Annotated in this window: 17 protein-coding genes; 12 read left to right on the top strand and 5 right to left on the bottom strand. The window is 73.2% G+C overall.

All coding sequences use genetic code 11. The features are described from left to right. Positions 1–6: 6 nt before the first annotated feature. The gene (locus JQX11_RS15705) at positions 7–1,332 is read left to right on the top strand and encodes an ATP-binding protein (RefSeq protein WP_204925968.1); all 1,326 of its coding nucleotides are present in this window, start codon (positions 7–9) and stop codon (positions 1,330–1,332) included. A gap of 1 nt (position 1,333) precedes the next feature. Continuing rightward, positions 1,334–2,872, top strand: coding sequence for a SpoIIE family protein phosphatase (locus JQX11_RS15710; protein WP_204925704.1), 1,539 nt, complete (start codon positions 1,334–1,336; stop codon positions 2,870–2,872). Positions 2,873–3,622: 750 nt separating this feature from the next. Here JQX11_RS15710 and JQX11_RS15715 read toward each other — a convergent pair. After that, positions 3,623–4,435 (bottom strand): helix-turn-helix domain-containing protein, encoded by an 813-nt coding sequence (locus JQX11_RS15715; protein ID WP_204925705.1) that lies wholly within the window; start codon positions 4,433–4,435, stop codon positions 3,623–3,625. A gap of 31 nt (positions 4,436–4,466) precedes the next feature. Here JQX11_RS15715 and JQX11_RS15720 point away from each other — a divergent pair, with 31 nt between their 5' ends. The 4 genes from JQX11_RS15720 to JQX11_RS15735 all read left to right on the top strand — a co-directional run bounded on the left by JQX11_RS15720 (position 4,467) and on the right by JQX11_RS15735 (position 7,911). Next, positions 4,467–5,036: a TIGR03086 family metal-binding protein gene (locus tag JQX11_RS15720; protein ID WP_204925706.1), complete on the top strand. Its 570-nt coding sequence runs from the start codon at positions 4,467–4,469 to the stop codon at positions 5,034–5,036. Positions 5,037–5,150: 114 nt separating this feature from the next. Then, on the top strand, positions 5,151–5,687 hold the full coding sequence (locus JQX11_RS15725; RefSeq protein WP_204925707.1) for a PadR family transcriptional regulator: 537 nt from the start codon (positions 5,151–5,153) through the stop codon (positions 5,685–5,687). Then, positions 5,684–6,403 carry an ABC transporter ATP-binding protein gene (locus JQX11_RS15730; protein ID WP_204925708.1) on the top strand — a complete coding sequence of 240 codons (720 nt, stop codon included), beginning with the start codon at positions 5,684–5,686 and terminating at the stop codon, positions 6,401–6,403. Before JQX11_RS15725 ends, JQX11_RS15730 begins: the two co-directional genes overlap by 4 nt. Continuing rightward, entirely contained in the window at positions 6,400–7,911 is a 1,512-nt protein-coding gene (locus JQX11_RS15735; RefSeq protein ID WP_204925709.1) for an FtsX-like permease family protein, read from the top strand. The genes JQX11_RS15730 and JQX11_RS15735 overlap by 4 nt, the downstream gene beginning before the upstream one ends. A gap of 30 nt (positions 7,912–7,941) precedes the next feature. Here JQX11_RS15735 and JQX11_RS15740 read toward each other — a convergent pair whose 3' ends face one another. Then, positions 7,942–10,038: a S9 family peptidase gene (locus tag JQX11_RS15740; RefSeq protein ID WP_204925710.1), complete on the bottom strand. Its 2,097-nt coding sequence runs from the start codon at positions 10,036–10,038 to the stop codon at positions 7,942–7,944. A gap of 74 nt (positions 10,039–10,112) precedes the next feature. Between JQX11_RS15740 and JQX11_RS15745 the strand changes: the two genes are divergently transcribed. Next, positions 10,113–11,549 (top strand): FAD-binding oxidoreductase, encoded by a 1,437-nt coding sequence (locus JQX11_RS15745; protein ID WP_372444597.1) that lies wholly within the window; start codon positions 10,113–10,115, stop codon positions 11,547–11,549. Positions 11,550–11,721: 172 nt separating this feature from the next. On the opposite strand, the gene JQX11_RS15750 is transcribed toward JQX11_RS15745, so the two are convergent. Then, positions 11,722–13,785 carry a SpoIIE family protein phosphatase gene (locus JQX11_RS15750; protein WP_204925712.1) on the bottom strand — a complete coding sequence of 688 codons (2,064 nt, stop codon included), beginning with the start codon at positions 13,783–13,785 and terminating at the stop codon, positions 11,722–11,724. Between the two features lie 275 nt (positions 13,786–14,060). Here JQX11_RS15750 and JQX11_RS15755 point away from each other — a divergent pair, with 275 nt between their 5' ends. Beyond that, positions 14,061–18,428 carry a HAMP domain-containing protein gene (locus JQX11_RS15755; RefSeq protein ID WP_204925713.1) on the top strand — a complete coding sequence of 1,456 codons (4,368 nt, stop codon included), beginning with the start codon at positions 14,061–14,063 and terminating at the stop codon, positions 18,426–18,428. Next, positions 18,425–18,985 (top strand): response regulator, encoded by a 561-nt coding sequence (locus tag JQX11_RS15760; RefSeq protein ID WP_204925714.1) that lies wholly within the window; start codon positions 18,425–18,427, stop codon positions 18,983–18,985. Before JQX11_RS15755 ends, JQX11_RS15760 begins: the two co-directional genes overlap by 4 nt. Positions 18,986–18,988: 3 nt before the next feature. Here JQX11_RS15760 and JQX11_RS15765 read toward each other — a convergent pair whose 3' ends face one another. Then, entirely contained in the window at positions 18,989–19,495 is a 507-nt protein-coding gene (locus JQX11_RS15765; protein WP_204925715.1) for a GbsR/MarR family transcriptional regulator, read from the bottom strand. Between the two features lie 95 nt (positions 19,496–19,590). On the opposite strand from JQX11_RS15765, the gene JQX11_RS15770 reads away from it, so the two are divergent. Both JQX11_RS15770 and JQX11_RS15775 read left to right on the top strand, forming a co-directional pair. After that, positions 19,591–20,520, top strand: a complete 930-nt coding sequence (locus JQX11_RS15770; protein ID WP_204925716.1) for an ABC transporter ATP-binding protein — start codon at positions 19,591–19,593, stop codon at positions 20,518–20,520. Beyond that, positions 20,517–22,109, top strand: a complete 1,593-nt coding sequence (locus tag JQX11_RS15775; protein ID WP_204925717.1) for an ABC transporter permease — start codon at positions 20,517–20,519, stop codon at positions 22,107–22,109. The genes JQX11_RS15770 and JQX11_RS15775 overlap by 4 nt, the downstream gene beginning before the upstream one ends. Positions 22,110–22,113: 4 nt before the next feature. On the opposite strand, the gene JQX11_RS15780 is transcribed toward JQX11_RS15775, so the two are convergent. Further along, complete coding sequence (locus JQX11_RS15780) at positions 22,114–22,449, bottom strand: STAS domain-containing protein (protein ID WP_145917415.1); 336 nt, start codon at positions 22,447–22,449, stop codon at positions 22,114–22,116. A 170-nt stretch (positions 22,450–22,619) separates the two neighbouring features. Here JQX11_RS15780 and hemL point away from each other — a divergent pair, with 170 nt between their 5' ends. Next, positions 22,620–23,957, top strand: a complete 1,338-nt coding sequence (gene hemL / locus JQX11_RS15785; RefSeq protein WP_204925718.1) for a glutamate-1-semialdehyde 2,1-aminomutase — start codon at positions 22,620–22,622, stop codon at positions 23,955–23,957. Positions 23,958–23,959 lie beyond the last annotated feature (2 nt).

The following is a 23,959-nucleotide window of genomic DNA, read 5'->3' on the forward strand; positions in this document are numbered from 1 at the left end:
CTGCGGATGGCGTTGCGGGTGGAACAGGACATCTTCGGGGTACGCCAGCGGGGCCGGGAGGTCGCCGCCGCGGTCGGGCTGGAGCACCAGGACCAGGTCCGGTTCGCCACCGCGCTCAGTGAGGTGGCCCGGGACCTGCTGCGCGCGGTGGACGGAGCGGACGTCACCTTCTCCTGGGTGACTGAGCCGGACGGTCGGCGGCTGCTCAGCGTCGACCTCGCCCCGCTGCGCCCGTTGCCGGGCAACCGGTACGAGCCGCAGTCGGGCGCGGTGGCGCGGTTGGTGGACACCCTGGGACTGGCGGACGTGCAGGGAGATACCGTCGTGAGGATGTCCCGACGTGTCCCGACCGCAGCCGCGGCGCTGACTCCGCAGCGCCTGGCGGAGCTACGCGCCGAACTGGGCGTCAGCGCGCCGGCCAGCGCCCTGGACGAGTTGGCCACCCAGAACGGGCAGCTCATCGCCGCGCTCGACGAGGTACGCCGCCAGCGTGACGAGCTGGCCGTGCTGAACGCCGAGCTGGAGGAGACCAACCGGGGTGTGATGGCGCTCTACACCCAGCTCTCCGAGGAGCTGGAGGAGACCAACCGGGGCGTGGTGGCGCTCTACGCCGAGCTGGACGAGAAGTCGGCCCAGCTCCGCGCGGCGAGCGAGTCGAAGAGCCGGTTCCTGGCCAACGTCAGCCACGAGCTGCGGGCCCCGGTGACCGCGATCATCGGGCTGGGGCGGTTGCTGACCGACTCGGCGTCGGACCCGCTCACCGCCGAGCAGGCGCAGCAGGTGGAGCTGATCCGGTCCTCGGCCGCCGACCTGCTCTCCCTGGTCAACGACCTGCTCGACCTGGCCAAGGCGGAGGCGGGCCGGATCGAGCCGGAGTGGGCACAGGTCGACCTGCGGGCGGTCTTCGGGCAGCTGCGCGGGACACTGCGGGCGCTCACCCTGCGTTCCGAGGTGGAGCTGGTGGTGGAGGAGCCGCCCCCGGGCACGGTGCTCCGCTCGGACGAGGTGCTGCTGGCGCAGGTGTTGCGCAACCTGCTGCACAACGCCGTGAAGTTCACCGACCGGGGTGAGGTGCGGATGCGCGCCGAACGTGCCGGCGACCGGGTCCGCGTCTGCGTCTCGGACACGGGGCCGGGCATCCCCGCCGAGCTTCACGAACGGGTCTTCGAGGAGTTCTACCAGGTGCCCGGCACCAGCCGACGGAGCGGCACCGGCCTCGGCCTGCCGTACGCGCGGCGGTTGGTGACGTTGCTCGGCGGCACCCTGGAGTTGGCCAGCGAGCCGGGCCGGGGCAGCAGTTTCACGGTGGACCTGCCCGTGGCGGGAGTGTGAGGTGGCCGGCGCCCCGGCGACGATCCTGGTGGTCGACGACAGTCCCACCAAGCGCTACCTGCTGGTGAGTTGGCTGACCCGGGCGGGGTTCACCGTGCGGGAGGCGGAGAACGGCACGGAGGCGCTGGCCCGGGTCGGGGTGGATCCGGTCGACCTGGTGGTGCTCGACGTCCGGCTGCCGGATCTCAGCGGCTTCGAGGTCTGCGAACGGATCAAGGCGGACCATCCGGCCATTCCGGTGATCCACGTGTCCGCGCACGCCGTCGACGTGGTGGACCGTACCCAGGGGTTGACCCGGGGCGCGGACGCGTACCTGGCCGAGCCGATCGAGCCGGAGGAACTGGTCGCCACGGCGCATGCGGTGCTGCGCTACTACCAGGCGCGGCAGCGGGCGGAACTGCTCGCCGAGCGGCTCACCGGGCTGGCCGACACCACCGTGGCGGTGCACGCCGCGCCCACCTTCGCCCGCCTGTTGCTGGAGGCGGCGGCCGGTGCGGCGCAGATCTTCCGCAGCCCGGCGGCGGTGGTCGCGGAAACCTTCGACGGGGAGTGCCTGGCCGGGGTCGCCGCCGGTCCGGGTGCGGAGCCGGAGATCGTGCCGTGGGTGGTCGACGACAGCGGCGTACCGACCGGCGCGACCGTCCGGGTGGACGCCCCCGACGGCTGGGCGTTGGTGCGGTGGCCGGCCGACGACACGGTGACGGTGGCCGCCGCGAAGCTGCGGGAGGACCGCGCCCCGCTGTACGTGGTGGTGCCCACCGCCACCCAGACCGCCCGGACCCCGGTGCTGGTGCAGCTCGCGCAGGCGGTCGCGTCGGCGGTGGAGGCGCAGCGCTCCTACGACGAGGAGCACCGGATCGCGGTCACCCTCCAGCGCAGCCTGCTGCCCCGCCGGCTGCCCGACGTCGCCGGCCTCGACCTGGCGGTCCGCTACGAGCCGGCCAGTGCGCAGACCGAGGTGGGCGGGGACTTCTACGAGCTGGTGATGCTCGACGGGCACCTGCTGGTGGCGATCGGCGACGTCGCCGGCCACTCGCTGCACGCGGCGACGGTGATGGCCGAGCTGCGGCACGCGATGCGGGCGTACGCGGTGGAGGGGCACCAGCCGGGGGTGATCGTGGACCGGCTCAACGTGCTGATGCGTACGCTGCTGCGCAACGAGCTGGCGACCCTGTGCATCCTGCTGCTGCATCCGTCGACGGGCCGGATCAGGCTGGCCAGCGCCGGGCACCTGCCGGCGTTGGTGACGGTGGACGGCCGGGTGGAGTTCGTCCAGCAGTCGGCCCCGCTGCTCGGGGTACGCGCGGAGCGCCCCGAGGACCTGGAGTTCACCCTGCCGGCCGGGGCGACGCTGGTGCTCTACACCGACGGGCTGATCGAGCGGCGGGACACCACCATCGACGACGGCCTGGCCGCGTTGGCGGCCTGCGCGACGGTGGTCGACGACGACCTGGACGGCTTCTGCCAGCGGCTGCTGGTGGAGCTGGCCCCGCCGGAGATCCACGACGACGTCGCCGTGGTGGCGGTCCGCCGCCGCTGAGGGCTTCTCCGTACGCCAAGCCCACCCCCGCCTCGGCTGCCGGCCCTTTCCCCTGCTCCCGGCCCGTTGCCCCCGGCTTCTCTCCCCGGGCCCTGTGCGGTCGCCGGCGACCTCCACCGTGCCACCGAGCCCGGGCGACCCCGACTACTGCCGTGATTACGGATAGTGCTCAGGCCGGGCCCGCGCTCGATATTGCTCACCGTAACCGCACGCGGATCCCTACCAACTCCCTTCTTCGTCCTTTGCTCTGCTGCCCTATCCGCACCAGCGCTCTGAGCTGCAACGTCGAAAGCTGCCTGAAGCATGTCGCGACGTTCCATTGGGCACGGTGAGTAGCTGTCGCGTCGATGGCAGCAGAGCAAAGGATGCGGGTGGGACATGAGTAGGGGAAGCCATGGTTACTAAACGTTGCCTTCTCGGCTGGGTTGGCCGCTACGGGACCCGGCCGCCGTCAGGATCGGCCGGGGCGGCGTATGCGGTGCCGGTGCGCAGCGCATGCGCGCGATTGGGGAGAGTTCTTGCGGCCATGACGACGAGAACTCTCCGCAGAAGTTCGAGTGGCACCGGTGCGGACGCCCTTCGGCCCGGGCAGTGGGGTCATCGGCACCGCCACCCGGGCGGGCTGCGCGACCCGGCGCGCGGGCAGGCGTGGTGGGCAAACTCGACGGCGGCGCCGACCGCCGACCCTCAGCGCTCCCCGGGCCGACGCCGTCCGGGTGCGAGCCGCCGGCCCTGGGGGTGGGCGGGAGTTCAGCGCAGGGAGCGGGCGTAGCCGGTGGGGGTGCGGCCGGTGACGGCCGCGAAGTCGCGGGCCAGGTGGGCCTGGTCGCTGTAGCCGAGGTCGGCGGCGAGGGTGGCCCAGTCGGGCATCCCGGTTGCGGCCTGCTCGATCGCCTCCAGCAGGCGGTAGCGACGGATCACCCACTTGGGGCCGACGCCGACGTGGTCCAGGAAGAGCCGCTGCAACCGCCGTACGGACAGGTCGTGGCGGCGGGCGAGGTCGTCGACCCGCAGCACACTGCGGTCGGTGCGGATCGCCTCAGCGAGGGCGATCGCCTCGGCCGTCGCCGGGTCGGGCCGTGGTGCCCAGGCGAGGAGGAAGGCGTCCAGGGCGCGGCAGCGCTCGTCGTCCGTACCGTCGCAGCGGGGCGCGGCTTCGACGGACCGGGCGGCGCGGGCGGCGGTCGGGTCGGTGTCGAGCGGCACGTGCCGGTCGGTGAGACCGGAGACCTGGCGACGCCAGAACGGGCGGAAACCCCCGGGGCGGAACTGGATGCCGCTGACCGTTCCGGCGTCGGCCAGGGTGACGGTGAACAGGGTGCGGCCGACCCCGGCCACCTCGGCGGTCTCCGGGCCGGCGGCGTCGCGGCGGAACACCACGTTGACGGCCGGGTGCGGCACGACCTGCTGCGTGAACGGCGTGGTCAGCGCCCAGTCGACCAGCCAGTAGTGCTCCACCCAGGGGCGCAGCGCGGGGTCCGGCAGGTGCCGCCGGAACTGCAGCTCCCGGCGGAACCGGGCCGGATCGAGGATGCCCCGGTCGTCCCCGCGTGGCTGTCGCATTCGTTCAAGACCACCTTCATACGCTGGCAATATGGCAACGAAGACTAGTGAGCTGCTGGGTGCCGCCGTCCCGCGGACCGTGGCGTTGGTCCGGGCGATCGGCGACGACCAGCTCGACCTGCCCACCCCGTGCGCGGACTACACCGTCGGGGGCCTGATCAACCACGTGTACGACGTGGCGGTCAACTTCCAGCGGCTGGCCGCCGGGCAGGAGACGGACTGGTCGGTCAAGACCGACCACGTGGCCGAGCCGGGCTGGCGGGACCGGTTCGCCGTCGAGGCCGACCGGCTCGTCGCCGCCTGGGAGGACCCGGCCAGCGAGGAGGGCGTCGCGCCGGCGATGGGGCTGCCCCGGTCGACGGTCGGCCTGATGGGCGTGGTGGACCTGGTGGTGCACGGCTGGGACCTGGCGCGGGCCACCGGCCAGCCGTACGAGCCGACGCCGGAGAGCATCGCGGCGCTGCACGGCTTCATGGACGAGATGGGGCCGACGGGCCGGCGGATGGGCGCGTTCGGGCCGGAGGTGCCGGTCGACGCGGCCGGCCCGGAGCTGGACCGGCTGCTCGGTCGTACCGGCCGGGACCCGGCCTGGGTCGGCTGACCCCACCACCGGTCGGGCGTGGCGGGACCGCCGCGCCCGGCCCGGCCGGTCGCCCACCGTCGCATCGACCAGGCCGCTTGACATCGGCTATTCGCCGAATGAATAGTTAGTCAGGTGTCCACGTCGCACGTGCTGCTCGGGTTGCTGGCTGCCGGCAGCCGGCACGGCTACGAGCTGAAGCGGGCCCACGACACCCGGCTGCCCCGGGCCAAGCCGCTCGCCTTCGGGCAGGTCTACGCCACCCTGGGCCGCCTGCAACGCGACGGCCTGGTGGTCAGCACCGGCCAGGAACGCGAGGCCGGCCCCGACCGGACCGCCTACACCCTCACCGACCAGGGCCGGGCCGCGCTCACCGGCTGGCTGGCCGCCGTCGAGCCACCCATGCCGTACGTGACGAGCGCGCTCTTCACCAAGGTGGCGGTGGCGCTGCTGGTCGCCGACCTCAACGCGGCCCGGTCCTACCTGATCGCCCAGGCGCGGGCGCACACCGAGCGGCTGCGCGAACTCACCGCCGTCAAGACGGCGCCCGCGTCCACCCTCGCTGACGTCGTCGCCGTCGACTACGTCATCGCCCACCTCGACGCCGACCTGCGGTGGCTGCGCACCACCCTGACCCGCGTCGCCGACTGGCACCGGGAGGTGCATCCGTGAGCGGACTCCAGGCACGCGGCGTGGTCCGGTCGTACGGTCCGACCCCGGCCCTGCGCGGCGTCAGCCTCGACGTCGCCGAGGGGGAGATCGTCGCGGTGACCGGGCCCAGCGGCTGCGGCAAGTCCACCCTGCTGCACTGCCTCGCCGGGATCCTGCGCCCCGACGAGGGTGAGGTGCACTGGCGGGGGGAGCGGATCGACACCTGGCCCGAGGCGGCGCGGTCCCGGCTGCGCCGTAGCGAGTTCGGGGTGTTGTTCCAGTTCGGTCAGCTCGTCCCCGAGCTGACCGCGGCGGAGAACGTCGCCCTGCCCCTGCTCCTCGCCGGCACGGGGCGGCGAGGAGCAGGGCGGGTGGCGCGCGAATGGCTGGACCGGCTCGGCGTCGCCCACCTCGCCGACGTACGCCCCGGCGCGATGTCCGGCGGGCAGCAGCAGCGCTGCGCCACCGCCCGCGCCCTGGTCACCGGGCCCCGGGTGCTCTTCGCCGACGAGCCGACCGGCGCGCTCGACACGCTCGGCGGCGAGGAGGTCCTCACCCGGCTCGTCCAGCTCGCCCGGGAACAGGGCACCACCATCGTCCTGGTCACCCACGAACCCCGGATCGCCGCGTACGCCGACCGCGAGGTGATGCTCCGCGACGGCGTGGTCGACCCGAGCGGCCTCGGCCTGGACGAAACCCTCGCCCCGGTGGCCGGTCCCGGCGCGGTCGCCAGGTGACACCGGTCGTCGCGCTGCGGCTCGCCCTGGCCGGCAACCGCACCGACACCGCCCGGGTCGTCCTCACCGCGCTCAGCGCGGCCCTGGCCGCGCTCGCCGCGTTGGCGGCCCTCACCGTGCTGGCCATCCCCACCCCACCCGGCGGGCGGGGCGCGAACAACTCCGAGCAGTACGGCAACGCGCTGCTGCGCGAGCCCGGCCTGCGCGGCGGGACGGCGGTCGCGTTGCTGCTGCTCGCCGTCCCGGTGCTCGCCCTGGCCGGGCAGTGCGTCCGGCTCGGCGCGCCGGCCCGGGACCGGCGACTGGCCGCGTTCCGGCTGGCCGGGGCCACCCCCGGGCAGGTGACCGTGCTGGTCGCGGTGGAGACGGGGCTGGCCGGTCTGCTGGGCACCCTGGTCGGGCTGGGGACGTACCTGGTGGGCCGGGTGCTGCTGCACCGGCCCGACGCCCGGGGGCTGCTCCCCCTGCCCACCGACGTGCTGCCGTCGCCGCCGGCGATCGGGGCGGTGGTGCTCGGCCTGCCGGTGCTGGCCGGGCTGGTCGGCGTCGTCCTGCTGCGCCGGGTCACCGCGACCCCGCTCGGGGTGGTCCGGCGGATCCGCCGGGAACGTGCCCCGGGTCCGTGGGCCGGGCTGCTGATCGTGGCCGGGGTGGCCGCGTACGGTCTGCTCGTCCCGGTCGGCCGGTGGTACGCCGCCCGTGGTCAGGACCCGCCTGCGGTGCTGGAACCGTTGCTGATGCTCGGTGGTGCGCTGGCCGCGCTGGTCGGGGTGGTGGTCGGCACCGGCTGGCTGTCGCACACGGCCGGGCGGCTGCTGCACCGGTGGGGTCGCGGGCCGGCCACGCTGCTGGCCGCCCGAAGGTTGACCGCCGATCCGTGGGCCGGCAGCCGTACCCTGGCCGCCCTGCTGGCGGCGGTGATCGTGGGGGCGGGCGCGGCCGGGCTGCGGGCCTCCATGCTCGCCGACATGACGGCGAACCGGGCCATCGGCCAGAGCTTCGCCGCCAGTGACGACTTCTACCTGAACACGATGGACCTGGTCGACCGGGCGGTCCAGGTGGCCGTGGCGCTGGCCGCCGGTGGCCTGGTCGTCGCCCTGGTCGAGGGGATCGTCGCCCGCCGCCGGACGTACGCGGCGCTGGTGGCCTCCGGGGTGCCCCGCAGCGTCATCGGCCGCTCGGTGGCCTGGCAGGCGCTGGCCCCGGCGGTGCCGGCCACGGTGCTGGCGCTCGCCGTCGGCCTGCTGCTCACCTGGACCACCGGTGGACGCCCGCGCAGCTACGGGGGGCAGACCGTTCAGGTCTGCCCCGGCGATGCCGCCGGCTGCGCCGACCCCTCGGCCCTGCGCACCGTGTGGGTGCCCGAATCCGTGGTGACACCCGAGCTGCCGTGGGGTCAGCTCGCCGGGGTCGGCGCGACCGCGCTGGCCGCCGTACTGGTCACGGTCGGGGTCGGGCTGCTGTTCCTGCGGACGAGCACCGCCGTCGAGGAGATCCGCACCGGCTGACCGTGGCCAGCCGGTGCGCGACGACGGTGGTCAGGCGCGGCCCAGCCGGTCGAGGATCCAGGCGTTGATGAACGCCTCCTCGCGCCAGGCGTCGTACCGGCCGCTGGGGCCGCCGTGGCCGGCACCCATCTCGGTCTTGAGCAGGTAGTCGCCCTGCGGGGCCACCGCCCGCAGCCGGGCGATCCACTTGGCCGGCTCGTGGTAGAGCACCCGGGTGTCGTTGAGGCTGGTCACCGCCAGGATCGCCGGATAGTCCACGGGGGCGACGTTCTCGTACGGGGTGTACGACTTCATGTACGCGTACACCTCCGGGTCGGCGAGCGGGTTGCCCCACTCCTCCCACTCGGTGACCGTCAACGGCAGCGACGGGTCGAGGATCGAGGTGAGCGCGTCCACGAAGGGCACCTGCGCGACGATCCCGGTGAACGCGTCCGGGGCGAGGTTGGCCACCGCGCCCATCAGCAGGCCGCCGGCCGAGGCACCCCGGGCGACCAGCCGGTCGGCCGCCGTCCACCCGGACTTGACCAGGTGCCGGGCGCAGGCGACGAAGTCGGTGAAGGTGTTCTTCTTGGCCAGCAGCTTGCCCTCGTCGTACCACCGGCGGCCCAGTTCACCGCCGCCCCGGATGTGCGCGACGGCGAACACCACGCCCCGGTCGAGCAGGCTGAGCCGGGCGACCGAGAACCAGGGGTCCATGCTGGCCTCGTACGAGCCGTACCCGTAGATCACGGCGGGGGCGGAGCCGTCGCGCGGGGTGTCCCGGCGGCAGACCAGCGAGATCGGCACCCGGGTGCCGTCGTCGGCGAGCGCCCACTCGCGGTGCTGCTCGTAGTCGTCCGGGTCGTACGCGCGACCGTCCGGGCCGGGGAGCACCGGCTTGCTGCGGCGCAGCGTCAGCTCCCGGGTGACCAGGTCGTAGTCGTAGACCGAGTCGGGGGTGACCAGCGAGGTGTAGCGGAACCGGAGCTGCCGGGTGCGGTATTCCGGGTTGGCGTCCAGGCCGACACTGTGGATCGGCTCGGGGAACTCGATATCGTGGCCGTCGCCGCCGCCGACGGGGAGCACCCGCAGCCCGGTCAGGCCGTTGCTGCGCAGCGAGACGACCAGGTGGTCGGCGAACGCGTCGACCGACTCCAGCCGGGTGCCGGGGCTGTGCGGGATCAGCGGCACCCAGTCGCCTGGCGCGTCCGCCGAGGTGTACGCCAGCGCGAAGTCCTCCGCGTCGTCGTTGTGCAGGATCAGGAAGCGGTGCCCGTGGTGCTCGACGCTGTATTCGACGCCCTGCCGGCGCGGGGCGATCACCGCCGGCTCACCTGTCGGGTTGTCGGCCGGGATGACCCGGACCTCGCTGGTGACCTTGCTGGTGCTGTCGATCAGCACGAACCGCTCGGAGCGGGTCAGCTCGACACCCACCCAGAACCGCTCGTCCTCCTCGAGGTGCACCACCACGTCCTCGCCCGACGGGGTGCCGACGGTGTGTCGCCACACCCGGTCGGGCCGCCACGCCTCGTCGACGGTGATGTAGAACAGCACGCTGGCGTCGGCCGACCAGGCGGTGCCGTAGAAGGTGTCGGGCACCTCGTCGCCGAGTAGTTCACCGGTGCTCAGGTCCTTGATCCGCAGGGTGAAGCGCTCGTCGCCGGAGAAGTCCGTCGAGTAGGCCAGCCAGCGCCCGTCGGGGCTGACGTCGAACGCGCCGAGGGAGAAGAAGTCGTGCCCTTCGGCGAGCCGGTTGCCGTCGAGCAGCACCTCCTCGCCGTCGAGCGGGGCGCCGTCCACGCTGACCGGCGGGTCGGTCTCGCCGTCGCGGACGGGGCGGCGGCAGTGCACGCCGTACTGCTGGCCCTCGACGGTGCGGGTGTAGTACCAGTGGCCGCCCTTGCGGGTGGGCACCGACAGGTCGGTCTCCTGGGTGCGCTGCTTCGTCTCGGCGAACAGCGTGCCGCGTAACGCCTCCAGGTGCGCGGTGCGCTGCTCCGTGTAGGTGTTCTCGGCGGTGAGGTGGGCGATGGTCGCCGGGTCGTCCTTGGCGGCCAGCCAGGCGTACTCGTCGACGACGGTGTCGCCGTGGTGGGTGCGCTCCGCGCGGACCTGTCGGGCGACGGGCGGGGTGGTCTCGGTGGTCACGGCGTCACGTTACCGGCCCGTCGCGCTCCGCCGCGCGGTCGAACCACCACGCGCCGCTTTAGAACATGTGTACGATGACTGCCATGTCGACGGGAGCGGGTTCGATCGGTGCAACGGAGATCACCCAGCGGTTGGCCGCGATCTGCGGCCCCTCCTTCGCCCGGTTCGCGGGCGCGGCCGACGAGGTCGCCGGCCGGCTCGCCCGGTGGGTGGCCGTCCCCGGTGGGCCCCGGGCGGCGGCCGAGGTGCTGCGGCTCGCCGCCCGGCACGATCTGTCGGTGGTCCCCCGGGGCGCCGGCACGAAGATCGACTGGGGTGCGGCACCGGCCCGGGTCGACATCATGCTCGACACCGGCCGGCTCGCCGGGGTCGGCCACCGGCCGGCAGCATCCCCGGTCGTCGAGGTGGGTGCCGGCACCCCGCTGCGGGCCGTGCAGGCCACCCTGGAACGCACCGGTCGTCGGCTGGCCCTCGACCCGCCGTCGCCCGGGGCCACCCTCGGCGGGGTGCTCGCCGCCGACGAGTCCGGTCCGCTGCGGCACCGGCACGGCACCGCCTGCGAGCAGCTCGTCGGCCTGCGCTGGCTGGACGCCGACGGTGAGCTGGTCAGCGCCGGGCGCAGCGCGGCCGAGCTGGCCGGTGCGGCCCCACCGGTCGGCCTCGAACTGGGCCGGCTGCTCTGCGGTTCGCAGGGTGGGCTGGGCGTGCTCGTCTCGGCGACGCTGCGCGCACACACCCTGCCGCCGAGCCGGGTGTGGGTGACCCGGCCGGTGTGGAGCCCGTTGGAGGTGCACGACCTGGTCCGGGCGGTGCTCGCCGCCGACCTCGACCCGGCGGCCGTCGAGCTGGACCTGCCGGCCGCCGGGTCGCCGCCACGCCCGCCCGCCGCCCCGGCGGCGGGCGCGACGTCGGGGCCGGGCGGTCGCCCGATGTCGGCCGCCGAGGCGTCGGCCCGCGCCAACCATCCCGCGATGGCCGGCCGCCGGACCGCCCCGCCGCCTCCCCGGGGCAGTGCCGGTGAGCTGGCCGTCCTGCTGGAGGGCGGCCGGTCCGAGGTGGCCGAGCAGGCCGACCGCCTGCTCGCCCTGTTCGGCGGTACGGCAAGCCTCGCCCCGGACGCCCCGGCCTGGTGGCGGCGCTACCCGTTCGCCCCGGGCGACACCGCACTGCGGGTCGAGGCCCCGGCCGCCGACCTGCACGCCGCCGTCTACGCGCTGCGCGACGCCGCAGGCGCCCCGCTGTCGGTGCGCGGTTCCGCCGGGCTGGGCGTGGTGCACGCCGCGCTGCCCGGGTCGCTCCCGGTCGACCGGGTGGCCGGCATCCTCGCCGCCGTCCGCGGGGTGCTGTTCACCCGCCGGGGCCGGTGCGTGGTGGTCGCCGCGCCTCCGGCGGTGCGTCGTGAGATCGACGTGTGGGGTGAGGCTGCGGTGATCCCCCGGCTGCGCGAGGCGAAGGAACACCTCGACCCGCACCGCCGGCTCGCCCCCGGACGCCTCCCCGGCGGCCTCTGACCGGCCCCGCACCCGGGAGCGGGATGCGGTGATGGCTCGTTGTCAGCCCCGTTGCGGCATCCGGCGCGCTCGACACCGCTGGTGAGGCGAAACGGAGTGGATCAAGAGGTCGGGCGAGGGGGAGCGGGAGGGAGCGGGGAGGGATCGGGGAGGGATCGGGGCGGGGGCGTACTCAGAGGGCGTCGTTGCGCAGCACCAGGATGGCGATGTCGTCGCGGGGCGACTCGACCGAGAAGTTGATCGCGGTGGCCCGCAGGCGGGCCGCGACCACGTCGGCGGAGTAGCCGGCCAGCGGTGCGGCGGCCTCCCGGAGCCGTTCGGTGCCGAAGAGTTCCCGGCCGCGCCGCCGCTCGGTCACCCCGTCGGTGTAGAAGATCAGCGCATCGCCCGGCGCGAGCACGATCTCCGCCGCCGGGGAGGTGATCGCGTCGAGCAGACCGAGCGCCGTGCCGCCGATGCCGACGAAGTTGGCCCCACCGCCCCCGTGCAGCAGGACCGGCCGGTCGTGCCCGGCCAGGTGCAACGAGACGTCGAGCCGGTCGCCGTCGCCCGGCCCGACCGCCGCCAGGGCCAGCGTGCAGTACCGCCCCCCACCCCGCTCGACAAGCGTGTCGTTGAGCCGGGCCAGGGCCTCGGGCAGCGGCTTGCCGTCCCCGACCAGCACCCGGATCACGTCCCGGACCAGCCCGGTCACCGCCGCCGCCTGCACGCCCTTGCCGGACACGTCGCCGACCACCACCAGCCAGCGTCCGTCCGGCAGCGGCACCACGTCGTAGAAGTCGCCGCCGACCTCGGCCTCGTCACTGGTCGGAACGTACTCGGCGGCGAAGCCGATGCGCTCGTCGACCGGGAGGACGGGCGGCAGCAGCGACTGCTGGAGGGTCTGCGCCACCCGACGCCGTTCGGCGTGGATGCGGGCGTTCTCGATGGCGAGCCCGGCCCGCCGGGCGACGTCCTCCAGCACCGCGACCTCGTCCGGGTCGTGCCGGTGCCGCTGGTGCCGTCCCACGGCCAGGGTGCCGAGGCGTTGGCTGCGGGCGATCAGCGGCACGGCGAAACCCTCCATCGGCCCGCCGAGCGGCACCTGGGAGCCGGTCCGCGATGCCTCCCGCAGCCGGGCCTGGACCGAGTCCGGCCCGGACTCCTCCAGCACCTTGTGCAGCTGGGGCAGGACCGACTCGTCGGCGTGACTGGCAGCGGCGAGCCTGAGCCGACCCCACTCGTCGGTGGTGTGCACCGCGCACCACTGGCCGAGCCGGGGCACCACCAGCTGCGGGATCAGCGCCATGGTCAGGTCGACGTCGAGCGACTGGGCGAGCAGTTCGCTGGCCTCGGCGAGGAAGGTCAGCCAGGCCGAGCGGCGGACGTCGGCCCGGCGCAGCCGGTCGTTCTCCAGGTGCAGCGCGAGCCGTTCGGCGGCGAGGACGGCCAACGGCCTGGCGTACGCCGACGGTGCGGCGTCCAGTTCCAGCTCCCCGGCGTACGGCCGGTGCACGGCCAGCGGCACCCGGAGCAGCTCGTTGCCGGGGCGGGGTTGACGGCCGTAGCGGGCCAGCACCTGCGGGCCCTCCCCCTCGCCCCGGTCCAACCGGATCACCCCGCCGGCCGCGCCCACCATGTCGGCGACCCGGGTGAGCAGGTCGGTGGCGAACTCGGTGAGCGGTTCGTCGGCGTACGGGTCGGGGCGGGTCTGGGTGAGTTCGCTCATCGCGGCGGCGCTCGGCGCGCTGGTCGACGGTTCGCTGTCGGTCCGCCCGGGTGGGGGGTGCGGGGAGGGTGGCGCGTCGCCGTGGTCGCCGTGCCGGTCGAGCCGGAACCACACCCCCTTGCCGGTGGGCAGGTAGGTGGTGCCCCAGCGGCTGGCGAAGTGGTCGACCAGGAGCAGTCCCCGCCCCCGCGCGGAGACCTCGCCGATCTGGTCGGTGTCGTTGCGGATGCCGACGACCAGCTCGTCGACCGGCCCGGCGGCGAAGTCGGAGACCGTGACGGTCAGGCCGATCTGGTCGGCGACGACCTCGATGTCCAGTTCGGTACGGGCGTGTTCGACGGCGTTGGTGGAGAGTTCGGTGGTCAGCAGCAGCGCCTCGTTGAGCAGTTCGTCGAGGTCGGCTTCGGCGAGTACGGAGCGGACCACGGCGCGGGCGGCGGCCGGGGTGCGGTTGTCGGCGGGCAGCCGGACGCGCCGGACGTGCTCGTCCCGTCCCGCGTCTGTCCCGGCCCCCGGCTCCGTTGACACCCCCGTATCCTCTACCGCCACCGGCCGGGTGCCAAGCCGCACCACGTACCGTCACACCCGCCGCACCGGTCCGTCGGTGCCGATCACGCTCCGCCGGGGCCTGTCGGCGGGCGGCGTGATGGAACCCGCAGGTGCGCGGCGGGGCGGACGCCGCGTCGTCGCCGGGCACGTCGTATCCGGGGGCACGTCGTATCCGGGGGTCCGGCGGCGACCCGGGCACAATGAGGGGAAGTCGGCGTGTCGGCACGTCGGGAGCCCTCCGAGTCGAGCGAGGAATGATGACCGCGAAACAGTCGGTGACGGCGGACGGGTCCGCTTCCGAGCATGACGCGCTCCTCGGTGAGTTGTCGGAGGCGCTTCGACGGGTCGGCCGGGGCGACTTCAAGGTGCGGCTGCCCCGGCGGGCGGGCGCGGCCGGTGAGGTGGCGGACGCCTTCAACGAGGTGGTGTCGCTCCAGGAGCGGCAGCACCTGGACCTGCGCCGGATCAGCCGGGTGGTGGGTCGGGACGGGCGGCTGACCGAACGTCTGGACGAGGAGGGCCTGGACGGCTCCTGGGCGGAGGGACAGCGGGCGGTCAACTCGCTGATCGACGACCTGGGCCGGCCGACCACCGAGATCGCCCGGGTGATCATGGCGGTGGCCGACGGTGACCTCTCCCAGCACATGGAGTTGGAGATCGACGGTCGCCCGCTGCGCGGTGAGTACCTGCGGATCGGCCGGACGGTCAACACGATGGTCGGGCAGCTCTCGTCGTTCTCCAACGAGGTGACCCGGGTGGCCCGGGAGGTGGGCACCGAGGGCAAGTTGGGTGGCCAGGCGGACGTGCGGGGCGTCGCCGGCACCTGGAAGGACCTCACTGACTCGGTGAACACCATGGCGTCGAACCTGACCGGCCAGGTGCGGTCGATCTCCCAGGTGGCGACGGCGGTGGCCCGGGGCGACCTGTCGCAGAAGATCACGGTCGGGGCGCGGGGCGAGGTCGCCGAGCTGGCCGACACGATGAACTCGCTGACCGACACGCTGCGCCTGTTCGCCGAGCAGGTGACCCGGGTGGCGCGCGAGGTGGGCACCGAGGGCAAGCTCGGTGGGCAGGCCGACGTGCCGAACGTGGCGGGCACGTGGAAGGACCTCACCGACAGCGTCAACTCGATGGCGTCGAACCTGACCAGTCAGGTGCGCAACATCGCGCAGGTCTCCACGGCGGTGGCCCGGGGTGACCTGTCGCAGAAGATCACGGTGGCGGCGCAGGGCGAGATCCTGGAGCTGAAGGACACCGTGAACACGATGGTGGACCAGCTCTCCTCGTTCGCCGACGAGGTGACCCGGGTGGCCCGCGAGGTCGGCATCGAGGGCAAGCTCGGCGGGCAGGCCCAGGTACGCGGCGTCTCCGGCACCTGGCGGGACCTGACGGAGAACGTCAACCAGCTCGCCGGCAACCTGACCAGTCAGGTCCGCAACATCTCCCAGGTCTCCACGGCGGTGGCCAAGGGTGACCTGTCGCAGAAGATCACGGTCGACGCGCAGGGCGAGATCCTGGAGCTGAAGAACACGGTCAACACGATGGTGGACCAGCTCTCGTCGTTCGCCGACGAGGTGACCCGGGTGGCCCGTGAGGTGGGCACGGAGGGCAAGTTGGGCGGGCAGGCGCAGGTGAAGGGCGTCTCCGGCACCTGGCGGGACCTGACCGACAACGTGAACTCGATGGCGTCGAACCTGACGTCCCAGGTGCGCAACATCGCGTCGGTGACCACGGCGGTGGCCAAGGGCGATCTCAGCCAGAAGATCACCGTCGACGCCCGGGGCGAGATCCTGGAGCTGAAGTCGACCGTCAACACGATGGTGGACCAGTTGTCGTCGTTCGCCGACGAGGTGACCCGGGTGGCCCGTGAGGTGGGCACCGAGGGCAAGCTCGGCGGGCAGGCCCAGGTACGCGGGGTCGCCGGCACCTGGCGGGACCTGACGGACAACGTGAACTCGATGGCGTCGAACCTGACCAGTCAGGTGCGTAACATCGCGCAGGTCTCCACGGCGGTGGCCAAGGGTGACCTGTCGCAGAAGATCACCGTGGACGCGCAGGGCGAGATCCTGGAGCTGAAGAACACGGTCAACACGATGGTGGACCAGCTCTCGTCGTTCGCCGACGAGGTGACCCGGGTGGCCCGTGAGGTGGGCACCGAGGGCAAGCTGGGCGGTCAGGCGCAGGTCAAGGGCGTGAGTGGCACCTGGCGGGACCTGACCGACAACGTGAACTCGATGGCGTCGAACCTGACGTCCCAGGTGCGCAACATCGCGTCGGTGACCACGGCGGTGGCCAAGGGCGACCTCGGCCAGAAGATCACCGTCGACGCGCAGGGCGAGATCCTGGAGCTGAAGAACACCGTGAACACGATGGTCGACCAGCTCTCGTCGTTCGCCGACGAGGTGACCCGGGTGGGTCGCGAGGTCGGCATCGAGGGCAAGCTCGGCGGTCAGGCGCAGGTCAAGGGCGTGAGCGGCACCTGGCGGGACCTCACCGAGAACGTGAACCAGCTCGCCTCGACCCTGACCACCCAGCTCCGGGCGATCTCCCAGGTGTCCACGTCGGTGACCCGGGGCGACCTGACCCAGCGGATCGCGGTCAAGGCGCAGGGCGAGGTCGCCGAGCTGAAGGACAACATCAACCAGATGATCGTCACCCTGCGGGAGACGACCAAGAAGAACGCCGAGCAGGGCTGGCTCGACTCCAACCTGGCCCGCATCGGTGGCCTGCTCCAGGGCCAGCGGGACCTGGGCGAGGTCTGTCGCATGATCATGATGGAGGTGACCCCGCTGGTCGACGCGCAGCTCGGCGCGTTCTTCCTGGCGGACACCGCCGAGGGGGTGATGCGGCTGCGGTTGACCGCGTCGTACGGGTATGTGGCGCGGGGGCACGACGTGACCTTCGGGCCCGGTGAGGGGCTGGTCGGTCAGGCCGCGCTCTCCCGCCGGACGATCCGGCTCAACGCGCTTCCCGACGGCCGGATCACCCTGCGCTCGGGGCTGGCCGACACGCTTCCGTCCGACCTGGTGGTGCTGCCGATCCTGTTCGAGGGCGAACTGCTCGGGGTGATCGAGTTCGCCAGCGTGGCCCGCTTCTCGGAGCTGCACCTGGGGTTCCTGGAGCGGCTGGTGCTCACCATCGGCATCGCGGTCAACACCATCCAGGCCAACCGGCGTACGGAGGAACTGCTGGCCCAGTCGCAGCGGCTGGCGCTGGAGTTGCAGGACCAGTCGGCGGAGTTGCAGCGCACCAACGCCGAGCTGGAGGACAAGGCGAAGCTGCTCAGCGAGCAGAAGGGCAACATCGAGACCAAGAACCGGGAGATCGAGCTGGCCCGGCTGGGGCTGGAGGAGAAGGCCCAGCAGCTCACCCGGGCGTCGGCGTACAAGTCGGAGTTCCTGGCGAACATGAGCCACGAGCTGCGTACGCCGCTGAACTCGCTGCTGCTGCTGGCCCGGCTGCTGGTGGAGAACTCGGAACGCAACCTCACCCCGAAGCAGATCGAGTTCGCCCGGACGATCCACGGCTCCGGCTCGGACCTGCTGCGCCTGATCGACGACATCCTGGACCTGTCCAAGATCGAAGCCGGTCGGATGGACGTCGAGCCGACGGAGATCCGGTTCGCCGAGATCCGCAACTACGTGGAGCAGGCGTTCGCCCCGCAGGCGGAGGACAAGAACCTCGACTTCCAGGTACGGGTGGCCAAGGAGCTGCCGCCGGCCCTGGTGACCGACGCCCAACGGTTGCAGCAGATCCTGCGCAACATGCTCTCCAACGCGGTGAAGTTCACCGACAACGGCGCGGTCACCCTGCGGATCGCCCCGGCGGCGGAGAACGCGGTCTTCGACGTGCCGGCGCTGACCAACGCCCGGCAGGTGATCGCCTTCACCGTGATCGACACCGGCATCGGCATCTCCGACGACAAGCTGAGCATCATCTTCGAGGCGTTCCAGCAGGCCGACGGCACCACCAGCCGGCGGTACGGCGGCACCGGGCTGGGCCTGTCGATCAGCCGGGACCTGGCGCGGCTGATCGGCGGCACGATCACGGTGACCTCCGCGCCGGGGCAGGGTTCGACGTTCACCCTCTTCGTACCGGACGTGCTGGCACCGGACGCGGTGGTGGCCCCGCAGTCGCCGTCGCCGGAGCGGGCGGGGCTGCCGTCGTCGCTGCTGATGCCGCCGGTGGAGTTGCTGGCCGCGCCGGAGGCCCCGGCCACCAGGCAGTTGGACGGCGCCACCGTACTCATCGTCGACGACGACGTACGCAACGTGTTCGCGTTGACCAGCGCGTTGGAACTGCACGGGATGACCGTGCTGTACTCGGACAACGGCGCGGACGGGGTTCGCGTGCTGGCCGAGCATCCGGAGGTGGACATCGTGCTGATGGACGCCATGATGCCCGACCAGGACGGTTACGAGACGACCCGGCAGATCCGCCGCAACCACCGCTTCGCCGACCTGCCGATCGTCTTCCTCACCGCGAAGGCGATGCCCGGTGACCGGGAGTCGGCGCTGGCGGCCGGGGGTAGCGACTACATCACCAAGCCGGTGGACCTGGACGGGCTGATCGAGCGGATGGCGTCCTGGATCAGCGGTCGCCGAGATAGGGAGAATTCGTGACGCAGACGGCCAAGGCGCTGCTGGTCGACGACCGTCGGGAGAACCTGATGGCCCTGGAGGCGATCCTCCAGGGGCTCCCGGTCCAGTCGGTGGCCGTGGAGAGCGGTGAGGCGGCGCTGAAGCAACTGCTGGTGGACGACTTCGCGGTCATCCTGCTGGACGCCCAGATGCCCGACATGGACGGTTTCGAGACGGCCAGTCACATCAAGCGCCGGGAACGGACCCGGCACGTGCCGATCATCTTCCTGACCGCCGCCGACCGGGACGCCCAGTTGGCGTTGCGCGGCTACGCGGTCGGGGCGGTCGACTACCTCACCAAGCCGTTCGACCCGTGGGTGCTGCGGGCGAAGGTGTCGGTCTTCGTGGAGCTGTGGGTGAAGACCCGGCAGTTGGCGGCGCAGTCCGACGTGGTGCGGGAGCGCGACGCCCAGTGGCGGGTGCTCACCGACGCGGTCGACGAGGCGAGCGCCCTGCTGCGGGGCGAGGACGACCCGGAGGCCCGGCAACGCGCCCTGGACGTCCTGGAGCAGGCCCGCTGGGGCAGCAACACCCCCTGACGGTCAGGCGGTGGGTGGCTCGGCGTGGCCGGTGGCGGCCCGGCGGGCCCGCCAGCGTTCGCCGAGCGAGTCCAGTTCCTCCTGGATGAAATAGAAGAAGTCCCGCATCTCGGCCACCCGTTCGCCGCCCGGGGTGGCGGTGCCGCCCAGTGCCTTGACGCCCGCGTCGGCGATGTCGATGAAGTTCTTGTAGAGGCCGGTCTTGGTGATGGTGCCCTCGTACCAGGGGTTGTCGGGCAGCCGGTAGTGGTCCCGGCGCGAGCGCGGGACCGGTTCGCGGACCAGCATGCTGACCTGGGTCAGGTGGCGTACCGCGCCGGAGACGGCTGCCGCGCTGACGCCGAGCCGTTCGCCGATCTGGGCGGCGGTCAGCGGGCCGTCGGCGCTCATCACGGCGAACAGGACCCGGGCGGACATCCGGGGGAAGCCGACGTCCGCGAAGGCCATCGCCATCCGTTCGACGAAGAGGTGGACCTCGTCGTCGTGGCCGGGTCGACGGTCGTCAGGCATCGGACGCTGCTCCTCGGGCTCGGGACGGTTCAGGCGATGGTGCCGCACCGAACAGAGTCTTCACAACTTTGTGAAACGAGTGTAGCTTCCGAATTGTGGAAACTCCGATAGCGGTGACCGGCCTGGTGAAGACCTTCGGCCGCACCCGGGCCCTCGACGGGCTCGACCTGACCGTGCGGGCCGGCGAGGTGCACGGCTTCCTCGGCCCGAACGGCGCCGGCAAGTCGACAGCCATCCGGGTCCTGCTCGGACTGCTGCGGGCCGACGCGGGGGCCGTCCGACTGCTCGGTGGTGACCCGTGGCGCGACGCCGTCACGCTGCACCGCCGCCTGGCGTACGTGCCGGGTGACGTCACCCTCTGGCCGCAGCTCTCCGGCGGCGAGGTGATCGACCTGCTCGGGCGGATGCGCGGTGGGCTCGACCCGAAGCGCCGCGCCGAGCTGCTGGAGTCGTTCGAGCTGGACCCCCGCAAGAAGGGGCGCACCTACTCCAAGGGCAACCGGCAGAAGGTCGGCCTGGTCGCCGCGCTCGCCTCCGACGTCGAACTGCTCATCCTCGACGAGCCCACCTCCGGGCTGGACCCGCTGATGGAGGAGGTGTTCCAGCACTGGATCGACCGGGCCCGGCACGACGGCCGCACGGTGCTGCTGTCCAGCCACATCCTCGCCGAGGTGGAGGCGCTCTGCGACCGGGTGACGATCATCCGCAACGGCCGTGACGTCGAGACCGGCACCCTTACGGAGCTGCGCCACCTGCACCGCACCGCGATCGACGCCGAACTGGCCGGCCCGGTCGATGACCTGGCCGACCTGCCCGGCGTGCACGACCTGCGGGTCGACGGCGGGCGGGTCCGGTTCGCCGTCGACACCGTCGCGCTGGACACCGCGCTGCGCCGGCTCACCGAGATCGGCGTACGCAGCCTGGTCAGCCAGCCGCCGACGCTGGAGGAGTTGTTCCTGCGTCACTACGAGACGCCGGCCGCCGGCACCCCGGCCGGCGACCAGCCGACGGGGGTGGGGCGATGAGCACCCTCACCGGCACCGGTCACCTGACCCGGCTGATCCTGCGCCGGGACCGGATCGTCCTGCCGCTCTGGGTGCTGCCGCTGGCCGCCCTCCCGGTGTCGTACGCGGGCAGCTTCATCGCGCTGTTCCCGACCTCCGCCGAGCGGGCCGCGTACGCCGACGGCACCGCCCGCAGCCCGTCGGTGGTGGCCCTGCTCGGCCCGGTCTACGGCGACAGCATCGGCGCGTTGACCGCCCAGCGGGGCGGCTTCCTCCAGGTGATCGTCGGACTGGCCGCCCTGCTCACCGTCATCCGGCACACCCGCACCGAGGAGGAGGCCGGCCGGCGGGAACTGCTCGACGCGACAGTCCTCGGCCGGCACGCCGGGCTCACCGCCGCGCTGCTGGTGACGTACGCGGCCAGCCTGGTGCTCGGCCTGCTCACCGCCGCCGGGCTGGCCGCCGCCGGGCTGCCGCTGGCCGGCTCGCTGGCGTACGGGCTGTCGGTGGCGCTGGTGGGGGTGGTCTTCGCCTCGGTGGGCGGGTTGGCCGCCCAGCTCACCCAGACCGCCGCCGGGGCACGCGGGATCGCCGTCGGGGTGCTCGGGGTGACGTTCGCGCTGCGGCTGGTCGGGGACACCTCCGACCAGGGGTGGCCGAGCTGGCTCTCCCCGCTGGGCTGGGCCCCGCGCATCCGTGCGTACGAGGGGGAGCGCTGGTGGGTGCTGGCGTTGCCGGCCGCGCTGACCGTGCTGCTGGCCGTGGTGACGTACCCGGTGTCGGTGCGGCGGGATCTCGGTGCCGGCCTGTTGCCGTCGCGGCCGGGCCCGGCGCGGGCCGGGCGGGCGCTGTCCGGGCCGTTCGGGCTGGCCTGGCGGCTGCACCGGGGGCAACTGCTGGGCTGGTCGGTGGGCTTCGGCCTGCTCGGGCTGGTCGTCGGCGGTGCTGCCGAGTCCGCCGGCCGGTCGGTCGCCGGCAACGCCGCGCTGGAGCAGGTGATGGCCCGGCTGGGTGGCGCGTCGGGGCTGGCCGAGGCGTACCTGGGGGCGTCGCTGGGGGTGGCCGGGCTGGCTGCCGCCGGCTACGGCGTCCAGGCGGCGTTGCGGATGCGGTCGGAGGAGGCCGCCGGGCGGGTCGAGCCGGTGCTGGCCACCGGGGTGCACCGGTCGGCCTGGCTCGCCTCGCACCTGGTGTTCGCCCTGCTGGGGCCGGTGGTGGCGCTGGCGCTGACCGGTCTCGCTGCCGGCCTGACCTACGGGCTGGGAGTGGGTGACGTGCCGGGTGAGCTGCCCCGGATGCTCGGTGCCGCCCTGGCGCAGGTGCCGGCGGCCTGGGTGCTGGCCGGCCTGGCGGTGCTGCTGCACGGGCTGCTGCCCCGGTTCACCGCGGCGGCCTGGGCGGTGCTCGCGCTGGCGGTGCTGCTCGGTCAGCTCGGCGCGGTGCTGGAGCTGAGCCAGTGGCTGCTGGACCTGTCGCCGTTCACGCACACCCCGCAGGTGTTGCGGGCGGGCTGGAGTGTCACCCCGCTGCTGGCGCTGACCGCGCTCGCCGGGGTGCTCTGCGCGGCCGGTTTCGTGTCCTTCCGCCGCCGCGACACCCCGGTCGGCTGACCGGTCAGCCGGAGGGGGTCTCGTTACGGATCATCAGGGCGGAACGGAGGCCGGTGATGTCGAGGACGCGCAGCAGGAAGTCGCCCACGTTGCTCAGGATCAACAGGCACTGGGAGTGGCTGGCCTTGCGACTGAGCACCACCAGCGTGCCCAGCCCCTGCGAGTCGCAGAAGGTCACCCCGGCCAGGTCGAGCACGATGCGCGGCGGAGGATCGGCGAGCACCTCGTTCACGACGGTCGACAGCTGGGCGGCGGTGAGCATGTCGATCTCACCGGCCAGGCGCAGCACCACTTCGTCGCCCGTCCGGTGTACCGTGATGGACAGCTCGGCACGATCCACGCCGTCAGCCTAGCGCGATCCCGCCAACCCGGCCCGGTGAGACGATCCGCCGTGCCGATCACCGCGCGGGCGGCGGCTCCGCCCACCGGCGTCGGGTGAGGTGAGCCGGGTAACCCGGCCCCGGGGTGGCTGCGGATTCCCCGGCCGGCGCTGACACAATGGGCCGCATCGTGACCGATACCTTTTCCGCCGGCACCGGCCGTTACCCCGCCGACGCGCCGGCCTCCGAGGCCCTGTTCGACCGCGCCCGGGCCATCGTGCCGGGCGGGGTCAACTCCCCTGTGCGCGCGTTCCGTGCCGTCGGCGGCACCCCGCGCTTCATGGTCCGGGGGGAGGGTCCCTGGCTGTACGACGCCGACGGGCGACGCTACGTCGACCTGGTCTGCTCGTGGGGGCCGCTGATCCTGGGCCACGCCCACCCCGAGGTGGTCGAGGCGGTCCGGGAGGCCGCCACCCTCGGCACCAGCTTCGGCACCCCCACCCCGGGTGAGGTGGAGTTGGCCGCCGAGATCGTCGAGCGCACTCCGGTCGAGCAGGTCCGGCTGGTCAACTCGGGTACCGAGGCGACCATGTCGGCGATCCGGCTGGCCCGGGGGTTCACCGGCCGCTCCAAGATCATCAAGTTCGCCGGCTGCTACCACGGCCACTCCGACGGGCTGCTCGCCGCCGCCGGCTCCGGCGTCGCCACCCTCGGCCTGCCCGACTCGCCCGGGGTCACCGGCGCGGCGGCCGGCGACACCATCGTGCTGCCCTACAACGACCTCACCGCCGTCGAGGCGGCGTTCGCCGCGCAGGGGCCGCACATCGCCGCGGTCATCACCGAGGCCGCCGCCGGCAACATGGGCGTGGTCGCCCCCCGCGACGGCTTCAACTCCCGGCTCGCCGCGATCGCCCACGCCCACGGCGCGCTGCTCATCGTCGACGAGGTGATGACCGGGTTCCGGGTCTCCCGCGCCGGCTGGCACGGCCTCGACCCGTCCGACGCCGACCTGTGGACGTACGGGAAGGTGATGGGGGGCGGGCTGCCCGCCGCGGCCTTCGGCGGGCGCACGGAGATCATGTCCCGGCTCGCCCCGGCCGGCCCGGTCTACCAGGCCGGCACCCTCTCCGGTAACCCGCTGGCCTGCGCCGCCGGCCTGGCCACCCTGCGGCTCGCCGACGACGCCCTCTACCGCCGGCTCGACGACACGGCCGCCGTGGTGGGCAAGCTCGCCGCCGACGCGCTGGCCGCCGCCGGGGTCCCGCACCGCCTGTCGTACGCGGGCAGCATGTTCTCGATCTTCTTCACCGACGCCGACGTGGTCGACTACGACAGCGCCCGCACCCAGCAGGTGCCCGCGTTCAAGGCGTTCTTCCACGCGATGCTCGCCGCCGGCGTCTACCTGCCGCCGAGCGCGTTCGAGTCGTGGTTCGTGTCGGCGGCGCTCGACGACGCCGCCCTGGAGCACATCGCCGCCGCCCTGCCCGGCGCGGCGACAGCAGCGGCAGCGGCAGGCAGCGGGGGGTAAAC

It is taken from the genome of Micromonospora humida (genome assembly GCF_016901255.1).
GTDB classification, from domain to species: domain Bacteria; phylum Actinomycetota; class Actinomycetes; order Mycobacteriales; family Micromonosporaceae; genus Micromonospora; species Micromonospora wenchangensis.

What these genes read in the sequence shown, in the direction of transcription:
- JQX11_RS15715 (WP_204925705.1), bottom strand. Translation starts at nt 4,435, where the DNA reads ATGCGACAGCCACGCGGGGACGACCGGGGCATCCTCGATCCGGCCCGG.
- JQX11_RS15720 (WP_204925706.1), top strand. Translation starts at nt 4,467, where the DNA reads ATGGCAACGAAGACTAGTGAGCTGCTGGGTGCCGCCGTCCCGCGGACC.
- JQX11_RS15755 (WP_204925713.1), top strand. Translation starts at nt 14,061, where the DNA reads ATGATGACCGCGAAACAGTCGGTGACGGCGGACGGGTCCGCTTCCGAG.
- JQX11_RS15705 (WP_204925968.1), top strand. Translation starts at nt 7, where the DNA reads ATGGCGTTGCGGGTGGAACAGGACATCTTCGGGGTACGCCAGCGGGGC.
- JQX11_RS15745 (WP_372444597.1), top strand. Translation starts at nt 10,113, where the DNA reads ATGACTGCCATGTCGACGGGAGCGGGTTCGATCGGTGCAACGGAGATC.
- JQX11_RS15775 (WP_204925717.1), top strand. Translation starts at nt 20,517, where the DNA reads ATGAGCACCCTCACCGGCACCGGTCACCTGACCCGGCTGATCCTGCGC.
- JQX11_RS15765 (WP_204925715.1), bottom strand. Translation starts at nt 19,495, where the DNA reads ATGCCTGACGACCGTCGACCCGGCCACGACGACGAGGTCCACCTCTTC.